We start from the raw sequence: 20,428 nt of genomic DNA, 5'->3' as shown, positions 1-20,428 counted from the left end.
GAACTGGGGAGGGCGTCGTAGTCTGCGAGGAGGGCCAGCGCGGCGGGGTACTGCGCGCGCGGTGCCCCATCTTCGACCTTGATCGCGAACCCGAGGCCGCGATCGACAATGCCAAAGGTATGCACACCCTCCGCGCCGATCTTGCAGACCACGTTGCCGCCGCACGCCTCCATGAGCACCGTGTCGAACCGATCGGTGCCACCAACCAGAAACGGGTGCGCGGTCATGGCGCTCACGACACGACGGCTCGCGCCGTCGCCTTCCGCGGCCGCCTGTACGAGACGAGCGTACGACAGCGCCATGTTGGCCAACGGCAGACCGAACACCGAGACGCCGCATCCATCGACGCCCACGTGGAGACGGTCAGGCGCGAGCCCGCACCACTGCGCGACGGCATGCAGACAATCGCGCTGCACGCGGTGCTGGGCGCGCTCGTACCCGGCCGTCGACTCGCCCAGCTGCACGGCGCGGCCGAGCATGGCGGCATGCTTGCCCGAACAGTTGTTGTGCAGCCGGCCCGCGCGCACCCCGGCTTCGCGCGCGAGCCGTACACCGCGGCTCGCCAGCGGCTCGTGCGGGCCGCACGCAAGGTCACCCTCTTCGAGACCGAGCGCCGCCAGCATGCGCGCGGCTACCGCGACATGTTCCGGCTCCCCCCCGTGTGAGGCGCAGGCCAATGCCAATTCCTCCACGCCCCAGCCGACTGCATCAAAACCACCGCTGCGGAGGAACGGCATGACCTGGAACGGCTTGGCGCAGGAGCGCCACCACACGGGGAGCTCAGGGTCCCGCGCGGCGTCGACCAGTGTGCCGTCAGCCGACACGACCGCCGCGTGTACCCGGTGGCGCGACTCCACGACACCACCCCGCGTGACGATGACGTCGAGCGACCGCGTCTGGCGCGGCGGCCCGAACCCATTGCCGATCCCGGCGGAGGGCGCTCCCCCGCCGGAGCGAAGATCGAAAGAATCAGGAATCCACACCCGAACAAGATAACCCCGGCGGTGCGCGGAACCGGGTGTCGGGACGGTTCGCCGCCGAAACCTTCAGGCGCGGCGGGCAGCCAGCAGCACCCCGGCCAGCACGAGCCCCCCTCCCAGCACCGTCCCCACCCCCGGCACCTCGGCGATTCCCGGCAGCAGCGCGGCGAGAATGGTGGCCCCGATGGGTTCGCCCAAGGTCGTGAGATTCACGATGAATGCAGGCAAGTGCCCCAGCGCCCAGTTCATCCCCGTGTGGCCAAGCAGCATGGGCCCTGCGGCGAGGCCGGCGAAGATGGCCAACTCACGCGGCGGCTGCGGAAGCAGGGGCTTCCCGGCAAGCTGCGTAAGGAGCAGACAACTCACGAACGCGGCGCCGTACACGAGGGCCACGTACGGCCAGAGCCCCAGCAGCTGGCGGATACGCCGGCCGATGAGGTAATACCCGGCTGCGGTCAGTGCGCCGAGTAGCGCCAGCAGGTCACCGAACAGTGCCCGTGACCCCGAGGCGCCATCGCCCAGTAGGGCCGGGCCGATTGCCGCCAGACCGCCCGGCACGTCGGCCACCCCCACAATGAGCGCGCCCAACACGGCCAACGTGATGCCGACCCACTGCCCGCGAGACGGACGCTCCTGCAGCCACAGCACGCTGACGACCGCGATGATCACCGGCTGCAGATTCACGAGGGCCACGGACGCCGCCACGCTCGTGTACCGGAGCGACGCATTGAACGACCAGAAGTGAATCGCCAACAGCACCCCTGCTCCGGTGGCGAAGAGGTATTCGCGACGGGCCAGGGTGCGCCATTCGCGCCACCCCTTGGTCACGAGCAGCGCGGCCGCCACGATGATCATCGAGAAGCCGAGCCGCCACGTCGCGATGACCAGCGGATCGGCGTTCGACAGCCGAATGAGCGGTGCGGCGAAGGAGATGCCGACGAGCGACAGGGCCAGCACCACCAGGGGGGAGGCGCGCCGGGATGTGCCGGCATCCGGATCGGGAGTCGTGACGGGAGCGGTCATCCCGTCCAAGCTACTGACGGAAACCTCGAACTGCTTACTTTTCCCGCATGACCCCCTTCATTCAACGCGAGCGCCTCGCGGCGCTGCTCGCGGCGGGCCGGCACCAGCATGTCGTGATCGTGGGCGATGCCATGCTCGATGTCTATTTGCGTGGCGACGTCGATCGGATTTCGCCCGAGGCGCCGGTGCCCGTCGTACGGGTGCGTGACCGCAAGCTGGCACTGGGCGGAGCCGCCAATGTCGCGCAGAATGTGGCCGCCCTTGGCGCCGGGTGTGATCTGGTCGCCGTTGTGGGTAACGATCGGGCAGGCGCGACGCTTCGTGAGCGGCTTGACGCGGGTGCCATGGAATCGCGCTCCCTCGTTACGGTATCCCGGCCGACCACCACCAAGACGCGCGTCATGGCGCGTTCACAGCAGCTGGTGCGCTTCGACGAAGAGGACGACGCGGATCTCGCCCCCGAAGAGGTGTCCCGCGTGCTGGCGGCAATCGAGCATGCCCTGCCCCACGCCACGGCGCTCGTGCTGGAGGACTACAACAAGGGAGTGCTGGTGCCGGCGGTGATCGCAGGGGCCATCGCGCTCGCCCGTGCGCGCAAGCTGCCTGTGGTCGTGGACCCCAAGTTCAGGAACTTCTTCGCGTATCGTGGCGCCACCGTGTTCAAGCCCAACCGACGCGAACTCGAGAGCGCCCTGGGCGCCGCAGTCGACCTCGACCACCCGGCCGCCCTGCCGGACACATTCGCCCGCCTGGGCGTCGAACACCTCCTGCTCACTCTGGGCGAACGTGGCATGGCCCTCGTGTCGGCCGACGGGGTGGTGCACCGGGTCCCGACCACGGCCCGCGAGGTGTACGACGTCGTTGGCGCAGGCGACACGGTAACGGCGTACCTCGCCACCATGCTGGCAGCGGGGGCCAGCACCCTCGAGGCAGCCGTCGTGGCCAACTATGCCGCGGGCGTCGAGGTGGGCAAGCTGGGCGCCGCCACCGTGACCCCTGATGAGGTACTGGAGGCCTTCGACGCCCTCCACGGTCTGCCCTGACGGACTGGCGTCGGACGCGCCAACAATCGAGAATACAGCGGGACACGCGCGCCTGGCGCGATGTGTTGCCCCGGTCCGGTAGCTTAGACGGTTAAAGCAGTCGACTCATAATCGATCGATCGTGGGTTCAAGTCCCACCCGGACCATCGATAGCCGGCGCCGTGCGGCCGGTGTGGTTTTTCGGCGAGTCTGTTCGATGGGGCTTCCCACACCAGAGTTGGCCGATTACGTTTTCGATCCGCCCCTCGAAGGGGGAACGGAAACGGGCGCGTAGCTCAGCTGGTTAGAGCGCTGCTTTCACACAGCAGAGGTCCGGGGTTCGAGTCCCTGCGCGCCCACTTGCCCGAACGGCCAGCCGATCACAGTCATCGGCTGGCTGTTCGTCGTTCAGGGGAGCGCGACGGCCGGCACGGGTGCGGCGGGCCGCAGACCGGCCTGCGTGACAATGACGCGCGCCCCCGCATGACGCAGCCGCCCGATCGTGCGCTCGTCGAGACGCGCCCGCAGCACGAGCATCTCGTCCTCGGCCCGCTGCTCGAGTACCTCACCATCCCGGTGCACCTCCGCAATGAGCCGCCCATTGGCGGCGGGAATGTGCACCTCCAGAATCGGGCGCAGGCTGCGCAGGCTGGAGCGGAGCGAGCTGGTCAGCGTGGCGAGGCCGCCGTCGGCAACGGCGGACACGAAGAGCGAGTTCGGCATGAGGTTCGCCACACGCTCACGCACTGCCGACAGCTGCTCCGCCGGTACCGCATCCATCTTGTTCATCACGTACGTAAGCGGACGCGACGAGAGGCCGAGATCGTTCAGGACGCCGTCCACGACATCTCGCTGCTCCTCCCATGCCGGATGACTTGCATCGATCACGTGCAGCAGCAGGTCGGCCTCCCGTGCCTCGGCCAGCGTGGCACGGAACGACGCCACCAAGTGATGCGGCAGTTTGCGGATGAAGCCTACGGTATCGGTCAGCAGCACGGTATAGCCATCGCCAATGTCCACCTCACGCGTGAGCGGATCGAGCGTCGCGAACAGACGATCCTCCACGAAGACAAGGCCGTCGTTGGCGAGATGCCGCAGGATCGACGATTTGCCGGCATTGGTGTACCCCACCAACGCGACGCGGAAGTGCGCATGCCGGCCCTGCCGCTGGACCTCACGCGCGCGTTCGACGTCGGCCAGCCGCTCCTTGAGGATGCGAATGCGATGCTGGATGAGGCGTCGGTCGGTCTCGAGCTGCGTTTCGCCGGGTCCACGCATGCCGATGCCGCCACGCATCTTCTCGAGGTGCGTCCACATGCGGGTCAGGCGCGGCAACAGGTACTCGAGCTGCGCCAGCTCCACCTGCATGCGGGCTTCGCTCGAGCGCGCGCGTGTCGCGAAGATGTCGAGGATGAGCTCCGCTCGATCCATGACTCTCGTGCGCACCACCGACTCCACATTCTTCCCCTGCGCGGGTGTCAACTCGTCGTCGAAAATGACGAGAGTGGCCCCGAGCTCCTGAATGCGCTGCTTCAGCTCCTCGACCTTGCCGCTGCCGAGGTAGGTGCCGGGGTGCGGGCGGTCGAGTTGCTGCGTGAGGGTGCCCACCACCTGCGCACCGGCCGTGTCCGCCAGGCGCGCCAATTCCTCGAGATGCTCGTCCACGTAATGCTTGGCACCACCGCGCTTGAATGGCGCGCTGACGAGGATCGCCCGCTCGACGGGCGGCGTGAGATTGATCGGCTCGCGACTGATGGCAGTAGACCGGTGTGGAAGGACTGGAAGAATCTACTTGCCGTTTCCGGCAACCGAGGAGTAGCGACCGCGTCGATCGTATGGTCGTGTGAAGTTGCCCAGCGGCGTACCCACCGAAAAATCCCCACGCACGCGGTAGTTGACCGTGCCCGATTGCAGAAGCGCGCGTCCGGCGGCACCCAGCCCGGCATAGGTGAAACGGATGGGCAGACGCACGACGGAGGAGTCCTTCTCCGGCACCACGAACCGGTTGCCCAGCTCCCCTTCGCCAAGCTTGATCGAGTCCACCTCCACGAAGTATGTCATCCGGAGGGCGTCGAGCTTGTAGCCATTGGGATTGTACACCGACAGCACCACATCGACGCTGCCACCGGTGAGGCCGAGCCCGGTGATGATGAACTCGCGGAGCTGCACATCGGGCTCCCGGAAGGTGGCCCGCCCGAGCGCCGCGCATCCCGTGGCACCGGCGACCACCGCGCCAATCATCAGCCCGCGAGCCGTCGATCTCCACCAGCGTCGTGTGGGGGCCGAAGCCGAGAAAGACATTACGAGTCACCCCCGATGGTAAAGGAATGGAGTACCGACGCGACCCCCGCTGGGTGCCTGCGCCATCCTCCCGTGGTACCCGATGGCACCGTTGAGTTCCCGACCAGCCTGAAGCGAGCGCCGAGCGGATATCGCCGCCGGCATCGCATCACCGGCCGCCGGCCGTGTCATTGTCAGTGGGCGGACCACCTCGATCGGCCCACCAGGCCAGGCGCTGGGCAATGCGCTTCTCCTCTCCGAAGGCGCCGGGCTTGTAGTACACGCGCCCCTGCAGTTCAACCGGCTGGTATGGTTGGGCCACGAAGGCATCAGGGAAATCGTGCGGATACTGATACGGCACGCGGCGCGCCTCATCGGCGCGCAGGTGCATCGCCGCGTTCAGCAGGTGTGCGGGAACCGGGAGCGCAGGGGTCTCGTCTGCGGCCTCGCGCGCAGCCGCCCACGCCAGATACAGCCGGTTCGATTTGGGCGCCGTGGCGCAATACACGGTGGCCTGCGCCACGGCGCGTTCCCCCTCGGCCGGGCCAAGCCGGCGATACGCCTCCCACGCATGCATGACGATCCCCAGCGCGGCCGGGTCGGCAAGCCCGATATCTTCGGTGGCGATGGCGGCCAGGCGCCGCAGAAACAGCTGAGGGTCTTCCCCCGCAACCAGTGCCCGCGCCAGCCAGTACAGTGCCGCGTGCGGATCAGAGCCACGGCAGGACTTGTGAAACGCCGACATGATGGCTGTGCGATCGACGTCGACGCGATCGTAGGCAACCACACGGACGCCCAATGAGGCGCTGAGCGCGTCGACCGTCACTTCATCGCCATCGACGAGCGTCGTGGCAACCGCTTCGAGCGCACCGAGGGCCCGACGGGCATCGCCGTCGCTCTGCTCCGCGAGCCAGGCAACGACGGTGGGCGACATCTGCAGTCGCCGCGTTCCCAACCCGCGGACGCTGTCGGCGAGCGCGCGACCAATGAGCATCTCGATGTCACCAGCGGCAAGTGGCCGCAGGGCGTACACCCGGCAGCGCGAGAGCAGTGCGCCAACCACCGCGAACGCCGGCACTTCGGTCGTGGCCCCACAGAGGGAAATGATCCCGCGCTCGACGTGCGGAAGCAGGGCGTCCTGCTGCGACTTCGCCCAACGATGGATCTCGTCCACCACCACCAGGGTCCGGCGCCCCTCGCTGTCCAGCCGACGCTCCGCATCCGCCACGAGCTCCCGCAGGCGGGGCACACCGTCGGTCACGGCGTTGAGCACGATGACCGTCTGCGCCGTGTACCGCCCGATCAGGCTGGCCACGGTGGTCTTGCCGGTGCCGCTCGGGCCGGTGAGAATGACGCTGCCGACCGTACCGTTGCGGATGGCGTCGCCGAGCGGTCGCCCGACGGCCAGCAGATGCTGCTGACCGACGACGTCCTCGAGCCGTTCCGGGCGCATGCGGGCGGCGAGCGGCTCGATGCGCACCGACGCGGCGAACAGCGACGCGCCCGCCGGCCCGGGCTTTCCCGCGCTTCGGCTCACCGGTCGGTCCCGGTCAACCCCAGCCGATCGGCCGCCGCCTGCAGCGCGAGGGCGAGCTGCGTGTCCGGGCGCAGCACGTCGCGCGTCGGTCGCCATACGGGTACGGCCATATCGGGGCGCTCGAGCAGTCCGAGGCCATCGAGCAGATAGGCCCAGCGATCCGTGCGCGCATAGATCACGAGCAGCATCTCCGGTGTCAGCGTAAGCTGGTCGCTCTCGGTGAAGAGCGACAGCTCCACGCCGCCGGAGGCAGCCAGTGGCAGCCGCAGGCGCCCCATGGCCTCCCGCACGTCGGGAAGTGCCAACAGGCCATCAGACCAGCGACGCGAGGAGCGGAGGTCGTGGATGTGCACGTCCACGGCGGGGTCGAGGTGCAGGGTGAGCGCATGCCAGCAGTCGACGATACGCTCGGCCGTGGCGAAGACCCGAATCGACACGAGTCCAGGCTGCCGCACGACCACGAACCACTCGTCCGTCCCGCGAAAGCGGGATCGCTCATGCCGTACCAGCGTAGACGGCTCCGTCACGTCGGCGCCCCATCCTCGTTCAGCATGCGCCGCGCGTGAGCCAGCAACACATCCCGGTGGTTGATGGTCGGATCCGCCAGCACGAGTTCGAGCAGGCGCTGCAGCAACCGCCCAAGCGCCGGCCCCGCCGACACCCCGGCCTGTCGCAGGTCATCGCCATCGATGGCAAGATCGGCCACTTCGAGGGGATCGCGGAAAGCGATCTCGTGGAGCGTGCGGTGCAATCGCCGGACCAGACTCGGATCCACAGCGGTTGCTCCTGCGCCCCAGCGCGCCGCAGCCAATCGCACCAAGGCGCCCACGCGAAGCCGACCAACGGACGAGGCCAGACGCCGCAGCACCTCGGCTGACGGCAACATCCCCGATGCCAGCACCGCCCCCACCTCGGCTCCGTGTCGGGACCAGCGTTCGACGAGGGTACTGATGATCGCAGTATCGTGATTGGAGGCCCGCAACGCCCGCAGGGCACGCGCCGCATCATCGCCTCCACCGCTGCTGAACAGCGCGGCGAACCGCAACGCCTTGCGCAGCGGCCGCGTGGCCGGACCGGGCATCGGCAACAGGTCCACGGCATGCAGGACGTCGTCAGGCACTTGCGCCAGCGACGGGACCAGCGACGCAAAGGCGCCGGAATCACGCCAACGACGCAGCGCCATGGAGGGACGCCGGACCTGCTCCATGGTCTTGTCGAGCTCCTGCCGGACACGCTCCGGTGACAGCCGCGTGAGATGCGGCGCGCTCGCCACGATGGCATTCCACGTGGGTGGATCGATCGCGAAGTCGAAGCGTGCCGCAAACCGTATGGCGCGCAGGGCCCGGAGTCGATCCTCCCGCATGCGCGCCTCGGCGTCTCCCACGGCGCGCACTACCCCCAAGGCCAGGTCGGCGCGTCCGTCGAACGGATCATGAAGACGGCGGGCAATCGGATCGAAGGCGATGGCGTTGATGGTGAAGTCGCGCCGCGCGAGATCCTCGTCGAGCGAGGCACCGAACTGCACTTCGGCGTGACGCCCATCCGTCTTCACATCGTGCCGGAACGTCGTCACTTCATGCATACGCCCCTCGCGGTCGAGCACGCCGATCGTGCCGAACTCAATGCCGACGGGCACGGTTCGCTTGAACAACCGGCGTACCTGCGGAGGAGTCGCCGAGGTGGCGAGATCCCAGTCGAGGTGGGCGAGTCCGAGCAGCGCGTCACGCACGGCTCCACCCACGCACCAAGCCTCGAAGCCCGCCGTCTGCAGTGTGCGGGCGATCTCGACGACCGGCCCCGGCGGGCGCAACGGCGCCGCAGGCGATGGGGTCACCCGCAGAGCACGCTCCCGCCGTTCACGTTGAGAATCTCCCCGGTGATGTGGCGGGCCAGCGGGCTGGCCAGAAAGAGCACAGGCCCCGCGATGTCGGCCGGGCTCGCCACACGCCCGAGCGGGATATTCGCTTCGATGCGCCCCCGCCCCTCGGCGGCGAACGGGCGCGTCACCGCCTCCGTGTCTACCCAGCCCGGCGCGATGCTGTTCACGGTGATGTCGCGCGGCCCCAGCTCCACGGCCAATGACTTGACGAAGGATATCATCGCCCCCTTCGAGGCGGCGTAGTCGGCATGTCCCGCTTCCCCGCGCTGTCCGGCCGTGCTCGAGATGAAGATCAGGCGCCCCCCTGCACCCATGTGGCGTACGGCGGCGCGAGCACCGAAGAACATGCCGTCGAGGTTGGTGGCTACGGTGTGGTGCCATCGGGCATCGTCCAGCTGTTCCACCGGCACCGCAACATCGGGCCACACGCCCGCGTTGCCGACGAAGATGTCCACGTGGCCGAAGCGCTCGACTGCACTGGCCACAAAGGCATCGTTGGCGTGACGCGTGGCAAGATCCCCCTGAAAGGCCACGGCGTCGCGGCCGAGCCCCCGCAACGCATCCACGAGCTGTGCTGCCTCACTGGCGCGCGAGCGGTAGGCGATGGCCACATCGGCCCCGGCGCTGGCAAGCAACCGGGCGCAGGCGGCACCGATGCCGCGCGCGCCGCCCGTGACCAGTGCCGTCTTCCCGGTCAGGTCAATCACAGCGTGGCCTCGATGGCGTCGCAGATCGCGTGCTGAATGCAGAGGTGAATCTCCTGCGCGCGGTCGGTCCGATCGGTGGGCACCACAATGCACAGATCGGCACGCGTACGCAGCGCGCCGCCATCCTTCGCGCTCAAGGCCAGCACCGCAACGCCCCGCTGGCGTGCCGCATCGGCCGCGAGCAACACGTTGGGAGAATTGCCACTCGTGGAATGGATGATGAGCAGGTCACCGGGGCGCGCCAACGCTTCCACCTGCCGAGCAAACACCTGATCGAAGCCGAAATCGTTGCCCGCTGCCGTCAGGAGCGAACTGTCGGTCGTGAGCGCGATGGCCGGATAGGCTCGGCGGTTGCGCATGTAGCGCACCACGTACTCGGTGGCCAGATGCTGGGCATCCGCAGCCGATCCGCCATTGCCGCAGAAGAGCAGTGTGCCCCCGCGCGCCACGGTGTCCTGCACCATGGCCAGCGCACGAGCGATCTCCCCTTCGAGCTGCGAGGCGGAGCGCTCGGCGGTTGCGGCGAGATCACGCAGGGCGGCGAGGAGAGGAACCACAGGGTCGTGCTGTTCCGACGACGTCATGAAGCGGCGCGGCGAGGGGGTCAACGGCGGAAGAATCGCTTGAGGCGATCGAGGAGTCCAGCGCGCAACGGAGGAACGGGAATGGGGTCCTCATCGTGGAGCACGCATTCGGCATTCGTGTGCGTCAACAACGCCACCTGCTCGTCCGCCCCATGCGCCTCAAGCCATTCCCGGGCACTGGCGAGCGAGCGCGCATCACCGTGGTTGTCCGAGGCCAGCACATCGATCACACCGGCCGCCAGCATCTCGCGCGCCAGTTCCGATGGCGCCCCCCGCCCCATCAGCATCGACGCATCGGTTTGGATGACCACCCCGATCTTCCGCCACTCACGCACCGCGTCCAGCGTGCACCCGAAGTACCGCTCAGGGTGGGCGAGCACCGGCGTCAACCCACTGCGTGACAGACGCCGCAGTTCGGCCGTCGCGCCTCGCGGCAGGCCGCCACGCGTGAACTCCACCAGCACGGCACGCGAGCCTCCCAGCGCCAGTTCCCTGGCGGTCAGATCGATGTTGGGGGCGTCAAGCATGATTTCCCACCCCGGCTTGAGCGCGAGCCCCGCCGGCGCCCGCCGCTGCAGTTCAGTGAGCAGCTCCCGGTGCGCCTGGACCGGCGCCTCGGCGGCATCGCTGGCGTTGAGATGCGGCGTGCACACCAGCGTGGTGACGCCCTGCTCCGCAAACCGCTGGAGCACCGCGACCGAAACCTCGAACGACGGTGATCCATCGTCGACACCCGGGAGGAGATGGGAATGAATGTCGATCACTGCCGCCTCCAGGACGGGGTCACGTGGGCACTATTCCTGAAGCGCCGCCGGCAATGCCGCGATGCGCGCCATGGCCCGGGCCGCCCGCTCTTCCAGACGCGCCGGATCGTCGGCGGCTGCCTGAAAGGCGTATGTCACCAAGGCATCGACGGCCAGCAGGTCGAGCGCGGTGGCACGCGTAGTGGACCCTGACGTGAGCAACGCGTCCAGCAGCCGCTCCCCGGCTTCGAGACAGGCTTCGGGCACCTCCTGCGCCGGGAGTGCGGCCCAGGGGGCGACCAGCTCACACAGCCGCCCGTGGAGCGCCGGGGGCGGGACCGGGTCGATCCGTGCCATCCACTCACCGACCGTGAGCGCCGGTGCCGTACCGGTCGCCGTCGACGCCAATCCCGTCACCGTCACGGTCATTTTGCATCCGCCAGGCGCGACACAATCTCACCGGCAGCGGCCAGAGCGCTATCGAGCTGCGCCACCTCCACCCCGGCCTGCGCCATGTGCGGCTTCCCACCGCCGCGTCCGCCAACGGTGGCCGCCACCTCGCGCACGATCGCGTCGGCCCGCAGCCCACGCTCACGCACGTCTTCGGTGGCGACGGCCAGCAGCGCCCCCTTACCGTCGGCAAGCGCCGCCCCCAGTACCGCCACGCCACTGCCGAGCGCCTCGCGCACGGCGTCGCCAAGCGCCTGCAGCGCCTTCGCATCAGGGACCGCGACGCGCGATGCCACGAGCCGGGTGCCGGCCACGTCGTTCGCCTTGGCGGCGAGTTGCTGCGCGAGCCCGCCGCCCTGCGCGCCGCCTCGCATGGCCTCCTCGAGCCGCTTCTCCAGTTGCTTCCGCTCATCGAGCAAGCCATCGAGCTTCTTCTCGATTTGTTCGCCCCCCGACGTCATTCCGCTCATGGGCACCTTGAGGCGCGCCGCGACCTGCAGCAGCGCACGCTCCCGGTCTGCCATGAAGTGAAACGCCCGCGGACCGGCAACCGCCTCGATACGGCGGACACCCGCCGCGACGCCACTTTCGCTCACGATGCGGACGAGTCCGATTTCCGACGTGTTGCGCACATGGGTGCCGCCGCACAATTCGACGGAGAGCCTGGGAATCTCCACCACGCGCACGACGTCGCCGTACTTCTCACCGAAGAGCGCCATCGCGCCCCGGGCAACGGCGTCGGTGTACGATTCTTCCTGAATGGTGACCGGCGCCGAGGCCCACACGCCGGCGTTCACATCGGCTTCGATGGCGGCCAACTGCTCGGCGGTTACCGGACCGTGATGGGTGAAGTCGAAGCGCAGGCGATCGGGGGCCACGAGCGACCCCGCCTGATGCACATGCTCCCCCAATACCTTCCGCAGCGCCGCGTGCAGCAGGTGCGTGGCCGTGTGGTGTCGCTCGGTATCGTTGCGCCGTTCGCGCGGGACGGACGCGTGCGCGCGCCCGAAGGTCACCTCCGCCGTGGCCGTGCCAATGGCCGCGATGCGACCGTCCATCTTGCGCACTTCGGTCACCGACACCGACCACCCGTCGCCGCGGATCTCCCCCTGATCGGAGACCTGACCACCGGACTCCGCGTAAAATGGCGTCTCGCGCAACATGACGGCCACGCGCCCATCGGTGAGCTGACGCACCGCCGTGACCACCGAGTCGACCTCGATCACCTCGTATCCCACGAAACGCCCGAGCGCCTCGGCATGCTGCTGATCGTGCGTCCATTGCGTCGGGTCGGCAAAGTCGTCGGCGCTCACGGTCAACTGCTTCGACTTGCGCTCCTCCTGCGACTGCTTTCGCTGCGCCGCCAGTGCCTGCTCGAAGCCGGAGATGTCGACCAGATAACCGCGCTCACGCGCCATCAGTTCGGTCAGGTCGATCGGGAAGCCGAAGGTGTCGTACAGCCGGAACGCGTCTTCGCCGGAGATCGTGCCGCGGAGCCGTGACGAGCCCTGCGTGGAGCTCTCCGGCGCCATCTCCTCGAAGCGCGTCATCCCGGCATCGATGGTCGCGAGGAACCGCTCCTCCTCCGCCCTGGTGGTTTCGAGGATATGCTTGCGGCGCACATGCAACTCCGGGTACGTGTCGCGCATCGACTCGATCAGCGTCTCGACCACGTGCACCAGCGTCGGCTCGCGACGGCCCAGCAACCAGGCATGTCGCACCGCACGCCGCAGGATGCGACGGAGCACGTACCCGCGACCATCGTTGCTCGGGAACACCCCATCCGCAAGCAGAAACCCAACCGCACGCGCATGGTCGGCCAACACGCGGAACGAGGCCGGATCGATTTCCTTGCCCGACGCATCGTGTGCCTTGCCGAGCCCGACCCCCGGGCGGTAGGGGTACTTGATCCCGACGATCTCCTCCACCTTGGTAATCAGCGGCCGGAAGCCATCGGTGTGAAAATTGTTGGTCACGCCCTGCATCACCGCAGCGATGCGCTCGAGCCCGGCGCCGGTATCCACGGACGGCTGCGGCAGCGGCACCAGCGTCCCATCCGGCTGCCGGTCGAACTGCATGAAGACGAGATTCCAGATCTCGAGGAAACGCCCTGCCTCGGCGCCTTCGACGAAGGCATCGAGGGAGTACTCCACGAGGTCGGTGTTGGTCCATTCGCCGGACGCATCGGCAGGGAACGCCCAGTCCGCGGCCATCTTCGCGAGGTCGACGTAGATCTCGGTGCACGGACCGCAGGGACCGGTGTCGGCCATCTGCCAGAAGTTGTCCTTCGCGCCCAGACCGTAAATGCGGTTGTCCGGGAGGCCGGCTTCCTCCTTCCAGAGCTGCCGCGCTTCGTCGTCCTCGTGGAAGACGGTGACGCGCAGGTGCTCACGGGGAATCTTGAGATCCTCGGTCACGAACTCCCACGCGAACCGAATGGCCTCTCGCTTGAAGTAGTCGCCAAACGAGAAATTGCCCAGCATCTCGAAGAATGTATGGTGGCGCGCCGTGTGCCCGACCTGTTCGAGGTCGTTGTGCTTGCCGCCGGCGCGGACGCACTTCTGCGAGGTGGTGGCCCGACGTTTCCCGTCGGGCGCCTCTTCCATGCCGAGAAAGACCTTCTTGAACTGCACCATGCCGGCGTTGGTGAACAGCAGGGTCGGATCGTCGGCAGGCACGAGCGCGGAGCTCGGGCGGACGGCATGGCCATTCTTCGCGAAATAGGCCAGGAATCGGGCGCGGATATCGGCAGCGAGCATAAGTCCTGCAATATAGCCGACTTGGGGTGCGACTGAAACGCCCCGTCCTTACTCTGCGCGTCGTGACTCCAGAACTGAGCGCGCCACACGCGCGGCAATGCCGGCGGCGAAGCCACGACGCAACAGAAAGCCCTGCAGCTTGCGACGCGCCGCAACGGGATCGGTCGCATCAAGCGAGCGGGCCCGCTTCTCGGCCGCAGCGCGGCATGCCGCCTCTTCATCGAACGCATCGTCGTGCATGGCGCTGGCCATCGCCTCCTGCACCTGCGGCGCGGCCACACCCTTTCGCCGCAGCCGTTGCTGAATGCGCGCCGGTGCCTCCCCCCGCCGAAGTCGCGACGCGGCCTCGGCCTGCGCAACGGATTCGTCGTTGAGCAGACCGGCCGCATCGAGCCGAGCGAGCGCTTCCTGTACCTGTCCAGGTGTGCCATCCCGCCGACGCAGACGCAGCTCGAGTTCACGCCGGGTGCGCCGACCACGAGCGAGCGCGTCCAGCGCCCAATCGGCCAGCGAGGTCACGGCGTGCTCGTGCTGCAGGCGGCCCAGGAGCTCGGGCGCCAGGACCACCCCCATCCGCCCGGCGCCGGTGTCGGCGAGCACCCCGGCTGGCACCACGAACTGCTGCCCATCACTGAGGCTGAGCAAGAATCGGCCTGGGCGCCTCGGCGATTCCCGGAGCGCGGTGACATGCGGTGACGGCAATGGAGACTGTTCCATAAGGAGAAAAGAGCCGAGGGGCTACTCACGATGAGCCGTGGTGATCCGGGCACCACTTCCCACCGCGAGCGACCCCTCGGCCCGCATCCCTGCGCATCCAGCCACGCGGGGAACCGCGGTCAGTCTTCTCCCTCGTCAGCACCGCCAGTCGGCGCCGGCGCGTTCACACCGAGTACCACTTTGACCTTTTCCTCGATTTCCGCCATGAGCACCGGGTTATCCTTGAGGAACAACTTGGCATTCTCACGTCCCTGACCGATGCGCTGCGATCCATAGCTGTACCAGGCGCCGGACTTGTCGATGATGCCGGCTTCCACACCGATGTCGACCAACAGCGACGTATGGCTGATCCCCTCGGCGTACATGATGTCGAACTCGGCCTGCTTGAATGGGGGCGCGACCTTGTTCTTCACCACCTTCACTCGCACATGTGAACCGATGACATCTTCCTTCTCCTTCACCGGGCCAATACGGCGAATATCGAGTCGCAGCGACGCGTAGAACTTGAGCGCCTTGCCGCCGGTCGTGGTTTCGGGGTTGCCGAACATCACGCCAATCTTTTCGCGCAGCTGATTGATGAACACCACCGACACCTTGGAACGCGCAATCGCACCCGTCAGCTTGCGAAGCGCCTGGCTCATGAGCCGCGCCTGCAGACCCACGTGCGAGTCGCCCATATCGCCTTCGATTTCCGCCTTGGGAACCAGCGCCGCCACGGAGTCGATCACAATGACGTCGACAGCACCGGAACGGACGAGGATCTCACAGATCTCGAGCGCCTGCTCGCCGGTGTCAGGCTGCGAGATGAGCATGTTCTCGACATCCACACCCAGCTTCTTCGCGTACTCCGTGTCCAGCGCGTGCTCCGCGTCGATGTAGGCGGCAACGCCACCGTTGCGCTGCGCATTGGCGACGACGTGAAGACAAAGCGTTGTCTTTCCGCTGGACTCGGGGCCGTAAATCTCGGTGATGCGCCCCCGCGGGATCCCACCCACGCCGATGGCCGCATCGAGATTGATGGCGCCGGTCGGAATGGACTCGACGCGCACCTTGGCGTCGGTACCCAGCCGCATGATGGAACCTTTGCCGCAGCTCTTCTCGATCTGCGCCACCGCGAGCGCCAGGGCCTTGCGCTTGTCGTCTGTGATTACCGAACCCGCCATGTGAACCGCCGTGGTAAGGGGTTGAAGCTGCCGTGCCCTGGCTCGCGAGAATCTAGGGTGAACGCGAACAGGACCAAGACCCGAATAAAGTACGAAGAAAACGCAGTGTGGACAACTCCTGAATTCGACCGGATTCAGGACAGCTGGAAGGCGTTCGGCACGTGGCACACACGGACAGAACGACCGAACAACAGCACGCCAACCACGTCGAAGCGGTATTCGAGCGAAGATGTCCCGAATCGGTCCACCCAGACCGTGGCCGAACGAATCAGCTCATTCCGCTTGCGGTGGTGTACCGCCTCGACGGGTGACCCGAACGCCAGACCGCGCCGTGCCTTGACCTCAACGAATGCCACCACCTGCCCTTGGCGCATGATGAGATCGATGTCCCGGTGACCGCTGCGGAACCGATGCACCACCAGCTCCCACCCCGACCGAGCGAGCCATCGCGCCGCAATGCGTTCACCCAGCAGCCCGAGTTCCTGCCGCGCTTTCGTCATGCCCTATCGTACAAGGCCCCTCTGACAACTGCCGCACCATTTCTGCGGCGCCCCTACCCCCGCGACGCACCGCACCGTCTGCGGCGCACGGGTATACGATGCCCGTTCAGCGTTCGCCGCGGACCGCCAGCATACGCGCAGGATCGTCGCTGATGATGCCCTGCACGCCGCTCGCCCAGAGACGACGCGCCTGAGCCGGGTCATTGACCGTCCAGACATGCGTTGCCACACCGAAGGGTCGGGTCGTTCTGGCGAGCATGGCCACCGGCACCGGGATCCCGCGGTGCCACGGCGGAATGCACAGCGCGTGGAACCAGGGATGGGCGATGGGCCGACGCAACAGCGCCGGGATCAGGAGCGCCGCGACGTCGGGGGTGCTCGCCCCCAGCGCCAACGGTGCACCGCGCAGCGGCCTGGTACTCTCCGGGTCGAAGCCCGCCACAATCACGCGCCCGGCCAGTCCGTGTCGCTCGATCGCCGCGGCGAGAGCAACCGTCGCCTCTGGCGTCTTGATCTCGATGATCAGAGGCAGGTCGCGCGGCAGCGCCTCGATGACGTCGTCGAAGCGGGGGATGCGCAGCCCCCGCCCTCGCCATGGGAAGTGACGACCGTCGGTGGTGAAGCGGGCACCGGCATCGACGCGGCGCAGCTCGGCCACCGTGTACCCGGCCACCGCCCCTGACGCATCGGTCGTGCGATCGAGGGTGGGGTCGTGCAGGAGTACGAGTTCGCCGTCGCGCGTAACCTGCACGTCGAACTCCAGCGCATCCGCCCCGACCGCCACGGCCGAAAGCAGACTTTCCAGCGTGTTCTCCGGCACGTGCGCCCGATTGCCGCGATGCCCGATAACTGGCCGGGCGCTGAGGTCAAGCAACAGCATGCCGTACGTTAATGCGTGCGCGTCCACGACGGCACACCACGACGCAGACGGGGCGGACCCACCTGGGCCCGCCCCGTCGCAACTCACACCGATGCGATGTGAGGGGACGCGTACCCCGTCCCCCACTGCTCCGGGCTCAACGGGCCCGGATCAGAAGGTGTACTGGATGCGCGTCATGAGCATGCGACCGATGTCCGGCGCGCCCGGGAACGTGCGCAAGCGGTTGTTGAAGACGTTCTGCCCGCTGAGCGACCACATCAGCTTCTGGTCCCCGAGGGTGAATCGCTTGGTGAGCTGGGCATCGACCATGAACGCCTCCGGTACGTTCTCGTAGCAGAAGGTCCCGGCCGGAGCAGGCGAGCACCGTCCGGGTCCACCGGAGGCCGACGGGGTCGCCCCGGTTTGACCGGCGGCAATCGGAAAGGCAAACCCGGTCGCGTACACGCCCGAGTTGACCTGGTAGGACTCCATGTAACGGGTCCGGAGTTCGAGCCCGAGGCCGTTCGACGTGTTGTTGTAGCGGGCACCGATCGAGCCGCGCGAGCCTGGCGAGTTGGACATCAACGGCAGGCTGTTCCCCCCGTTGATGCCGTCGAAAATGGTCCTGCTCTGCCAGCTGTACATGAAGTCGAAGGTCAGGAGATCGGAGGCCACGACATCAGCCGCCATATCCAGCCCGTTCACCCAGACGCTGGACCGGCCGCTGGCGGCGGGCAGATAGGTGGCGTACACGGCGTTCGGGGCACTGTTGCCGTTCGCGAAGGTGACGACCCCCAGAGGCACCGCCGCCACGCTCGGCGTGAGCGCGGAGGCCACGCCCGAAGCCAACGCCGCCGCCGTCGCGGGAATCTGCGCTGCCGGGACGACGCCGGCGAGCGCCTGGGCGAAGTAGGCGCCCAACTGCTGGCCGAGGTAGCCGCCCAGCTGTTGCGGGTTGCCAAAGAAGACATTCGGCGTCGCCAAGGAAGGGGGGGTGCCGATGTCGCCGCGCTCCTGCGACCAGAACGTGGCGTCGAGGCGGACCCGGTCCTTGATGATTGCCTTGTAGCCCACCTCGAACGTGTTGTTGAAGGCCGCGGCCAAGGGGGCAATGTCCGTCAACCTGGCGGGATCGACCGGGATCGTGGCACTGGTCAGGTACGACACTCGGGTCGCGAGGTCGGCGTTGCTGGGTGTCCGGGTGCCGAGAAACTGCACGGCCCCAGCGGCCAGCTGCTGTGCGACGGCCGCAGGGAAATTGGCCGACAGCGCCTGGGCGATGCCGGGGACGAGGCGAGCGCTGAGTGCTTGCACCGCTCCCGGGAACGCCGCCGCAGCCGATGCACCGACGAAGTTCCCCTGGTTGGCGAAAGCCGACCTCATGCAGAAGCCGCTGTAGGCGCTCGCCGAACCGCAACTGCGGTTGAACTGCCACCCTTCCTTGGGCGGGTTCCCGCGGGCGATCACGTCATAGCCAGAGCCACCGATGTTCCGGGCCTGCACGAGATCGAGGAAGAACGCGAAGTTCGCCGGAGTCTGGAACGCCCGGTTGTACGTGAAGCGGATGTTCTGCGACTCGGTGGGCTTGATGATGAGCGCTGCCCGCGGCGAGAAGAACTGCCCCTCGATGACGTTGTTGCCGTCCCCGCGCGCGGCCAGCAGCAGTTCGACCTGCTTGATCGGCTTGGTGGACGACTGGATGTAGGCCCCGTACTCGGTGACGTTGTCCACATCTTCGTTGCGCCCGTTGATCGTGTTCGCCGTGCGCGGATTGGTGTAGATGTAATCGAGGCCGTAGGTGAACGTCTGCTTCTTGCCGACGTCGAATCCATGCTGGAGCTGGGCCGCCATCACGCGCGACTGGTCCACGATGGGCTGTCCCGAACGGAGCAGGAAGGTGCCGCGATCGTCGGCCGCGGACTCGTTGCCCGCATTGCTGGAGTTCAGGAACGCCTGCAGGAACAGCCGGTTCCAGCTGAATCGCTGTTGGGCGCTGAGATACGTCCAGTTGCGGATCTGCGAGGACCCGTTGGCGCCGGTCATTTCGATGGCGCTGCCGACCCTGGTGTAGCCCACCGTGGTAATGGCCTCGACGCCATCCGCTGGCCGCACGTCCAGACGGGCTTCACCGCTGGTCTTCTCGAGGCTGAAGTCGCGGGCGTTCGGCCGGCCGGCCCGACTGGCAGGAACCCCGGTCGTCGGGAAGACGGTGGGTTCGGACCGGTCGTTGTATTCCCAATCGTTGCCGCGCATGTACTCGCCGGACAGCTTGAACGCCATCTTGTCATTCAGCTTGCTGGCATGACGCAGGCCGGCCCGGAGCACCGAGCGCTCGCCGCCGTCGAGGCTCACCGTGGTCCCCTGCGAGGCAAAGGGCGACTTGGTGATCACGTGAAGCACACCGTTGCCGCTGTTGGGGCCATACAGCGCCGACGCGGGGCCGAGCAGCACCTCCATGCGGTCGATGTCCTCGTTCGTCCCCGTGAAGAGGAACGGCACGTTCACGCGCAGCGACGGGACGCCGGCGAAGCGGTAGTCCTGCAGCATCAGCATCGAACCGCTGAAGGCGTTGTTGAAACCGCGCGACACGATGTTGGCCTGCGCTATGCCACCCTTGTTGATGTTCACACCGGGCTGCGCCATGAGGTGATCGGCGACCGTAACCGCCGGCCGTTCCTCGATGCGCTCGCTCGAGATCACCGAAATCTGCGCCGGCGCATCGAGGGCCTTCTCGGGACGCGAACGGCTGGCGGTCACCACCGTCTGCGACAGTGTCGTCGTGGCCTGCGCCAACGCGAAATCCACGGTCTGGCCGGGGCGGACGTTGGTGACGGACTTGCGCTCGTACCCGATGAGGCGCGCCGACACCGTGTAGGTACCGTTGGGCAGGTTGTTGATCCGATAGCTGCCATCGGCGCCGGAAACGGCTCCATAGCGCTGGCCGGCGGCCAGTTCGGCACTGATGCCGACGTTCTCGATGGGCCGCCCGGTGGAAGCGTCGGTGATTTTTCCGGAAATGGAACCGCCTTGGGCTGCCAGGGGGGCGGTCGCGACGGCCGCGGCCGCTACGGACAGTGCCGCCGCAGCCAGACCACGTCGGAGCAGCTTGAACATCTCGTACCTCGTAAGGGAGGAAAGACAACGAGGGGCGGCGCGGGCGCGTAGGATCACGCGCAAGGGAGGGAGTCCGGGGTGGAACGCGCCGAGGGACAAACGGAATGTCCC

Annotated in this window: 18 protein-coding genes and 2 tRNA genes; 3 read left to right on the top strand and 17 right to left on the bottom strand. The window is 67.4% G+C overall.

Features of this window, described 5'->3' with window-relative positions:
* Together LW840_RS09620 and LW840_RS09615 are read right to left on the bottom strand one after the other, a co-directional pair.
* Positions 1–983 (bottom strand): asparaginase (locus tag LW840_RS09620; RefSeq protein ID WP_291276887.1); only part of this gene is annotated, 983 nt, incomplete at its 3' end.
* 63 nt (positions 984–1,046) lie between these two features.
* Positions 1,047–2,003, bottom strand: coding sequence for a DMT family transporter (locus tag LW840_RS09615; RefSeq protein WP_291266544.1), 957 nt, complete (start codon positions 2,001–2,003; stop codon positions 1,047–1,049).
* A 47-nt stretch (positions 2,004–2,050) separates the two neighbouring features.
* Between LW840_RS09615 and rfaE1 the strand changes: the two genes are divergently transcribed.
* The 3 genes from rfaE1 (at position 2,051) to LW840_RS09600 (ending at position 3,384) form a co-directional block, all read left to right on the top strand.
* Positions 2,051–3,046: a D-glycero-beta-D-manno-heptose-7-phosphate kinase gene (gene rfaE1 / locus LW840_RS09610; protein WP_291266543.1), complete on the top strand. Its 996-nt coding sequence runs from the start codon at positions 2,051–2,053 to the stop codon at positions 3,044–3,046.
* Positions 3,047–3,118: 72 nt separating this feature from the next.
* Positions 3,119–3,192 (top strand) — tRNA-Ile (locus tag LW840_RS09605).
* Positions 3,193–3,310: 118 nt separating this feature from the next.
* Positions 3,311–3,384, top strand: a tRNA-Val gene (locus tag LW840_RS09600).
* 49 nt (positions 3,385–3,433) lie between these two features.
* On the opposite strand, the gene hflX is transcribed toward LW840_RS09600, so the two are convergent.
* The 15 genes from hflX to LW840_RS09525 all read right to left on the bottom strand — a co-directional run bounded on the left by hflX (position 3,434) and on the right by LW840_RS09525 (position 20,317).
* Entirely contained in the window at positions 3,434–4,735 is a 1,302-nt protein-coding gene (gene hflX / locus LW840_RS09595; protein ID WP_291261840.1) for a GTPase HflX, read from the bottom strand.
* A gap of 78 nt (positions 4,736–4,813) precedes the next feature.
* Positions 4,814–5,266, bottom strand: a complete 453-nt coding sequence (locus LW840_RS09590; protein ID WP_291276886.1) for an LEA type 2 family protein — start codon at positions 5,264–5,266, stop codon at positions 4,814–4,816.
* Between the two features lie 208 nt (positions 5,267–5,474).
* The gene (locus LW840_RS09585) at positions 5,475–6,842 is read right to left on the bottom strand and encodes a replication-associated recombination protein A (protein ID WP_291266541.1); all 1,368 of its coding nucleotides are present in this window, start codon (positions 6,840–6,842) and stop codon (positions 5,475–5,477) included.
* Complete coding sequence (locus LW840_RS09580; protein ID WP_291266540.1) at positions 6,839–7,369, bottom strand: hypothetical protein; 531 nt, start codon at positions 7,367–7,369, stop codon at positions 6,839–6,841. Before LW840_RS09580 ends, LW840_RS09585 begins: the two co-directional genes overlap by 4 nt.
* Positions 7,366–8,676: a CCA tRNA nucleotidyltransferase gene (locus LW840_RS09575; protein ID WP_291266539.1), complete on the bottom strand. Its 1,311-nt coding sequence runs from the start codon at positions 8,674–8,676 to the stop codon at positions 7,366–7,368. The genes LW840_RS09580 and LW840_RS09575 overlap by 4 nt, the downstream gene beginning before the upstream one ends.
* A complete protein-coding gene (locus LW840_RS09570; protein WP_291261797.1) occupies positions 8,673–9,428 on the bottom strand; it encodes a glucose 1-dehydrogenase in 756 nt (251 codons plus the stop codon). The genes LW840_RS09575 and LW840_RS09570 overlap by 4 nt, the downstream gene beginning before the upstream one ends.
* Complete coding sequence (locus LW840_RS09565; RefSeq protein ID WP_291276885.1) at positions 9,425–9,985, bottom strand: SIS domain-containing protein; 561 nt, start codon at positions 9,983–9,985, stop codon at positions 9,425–9,427. The genes LW840_RS09570 and LW840_RS09565 overlap by 4 nt, the downstream gene beginning before the upstream one ends.
* A gap of 47 nt (positions 9,986–10,032) precedes the next feature.
* On the bottom strand, positions 10,033–10,776 hold the full coding sequence (locus tag LW840_RS09560; RefSeq protein WP_291261799.1) for a CpsB/CapC family capsule biosynthesis tyrosine phosphatase: 744 nt from the start codon (positions 10,774–10,776) through the stop codon (positions 10,033–10,035).
* 30 nt (positions 10,777–10,806) lie between these two features.
* A complete protein-coding gene (locus tag LW840_RS09555) occupies positions 10,807–11,184 on the bottom strand; it encodes a hypothetical protein (RefSeq protein WP_291276884.1) in 378 nt (125 codons plus the stop codon).
* On the bottom strand, positions 11,181–13,964 hold the full coding sequence (gene alaS / locus LW840_RS09550; protein ID WP_291276883.1) for an alanine--tRNA ligase: 2,784 nt from the start codon (positions 13,962–13,964) through the stop codon (positions 11,181–11,183). The genes LW840_RS09555 and alaS overlap by 4 nt, the downstream gene beginning before the upstream one ends.
* Positions 13,965–14,012: 48 nt before the next feature.
* Positions 14,013–14,609 carry a regulatory protein RecX gene (locus LW840_RS09545; RefSeq protein WP_291276882.1) on the bottom strand — a complete coding sequence of 199 codons (597 nt, stop codon included), beginning with the start codon at positions 14,607–14,609 and terminating at the stop codon, positions 14,013–14,015.
* A 191-nt stretch (positions 14,610–14,800) separates the two neighbouring features.
* Positions 14,801–15,844, bottom strand: coding sequence for a recombinase RecA (gene recA, locus LW840_RS09540; RefSeq protein ID WP_291261803.1), 1,044 nt, complete (start codon positions 15,842–15,844; stop codon positions 14,801–14,803).
* Positions 15,845–15,978: 134 nt separating this feature from the next.
* On the bottom strand, positions 15,979–16,344 hold the full coding sequence (locus LW840_RS09535) for a YraN family protein (protein WP_291261804.1): 366 nt from the start codon (positions 16,342–16,344) through the stop codon (positions 15,979–15,981).
* 106 nt (positions 16,345–16,450) lie between these two features.
* A complete protein-coding gene (locus LW840_RS09530) occupies positions 16,451–17,224 on the bottom strand; it encodes a glycerophosphodiester phosphodiesterase family protein (protein WP_291276881.1) in 774 nt (257 codons plus the stop codon).
* A gap of 150 nt (positions 17,225–17,374) precedes the next feature.
* The gene (locus LW840_RS09525; protein WP_291273835.1) at positions 17,375–20,317 is read right to left on the bottom strand and encodes a TonB-dependent receptor; all 2,943 of its coding nucleotides are present in this window, start codon (positions 20,315–20,317) and stop codon (positions 17,375–17,377) included.
* Positions 20,318–20,428: the final 111 nt, after the last annotated feature.

Origin of the sequence: Gemmatimonas sp. (assembly GCF_021298855.1) — a bacterium.
Taxonomy (GTDB): domain Bacteria; phylum Gemmatimonadota; class Gemmatimonadetes; order Gemmatimonadales; family Gemmatimonadaceae; genus Gemmatimonas.
Note: the sequence above shows the minus strand (reverse complement) of the source record. Positions and strands in the feature narration are given on the sequence as shown.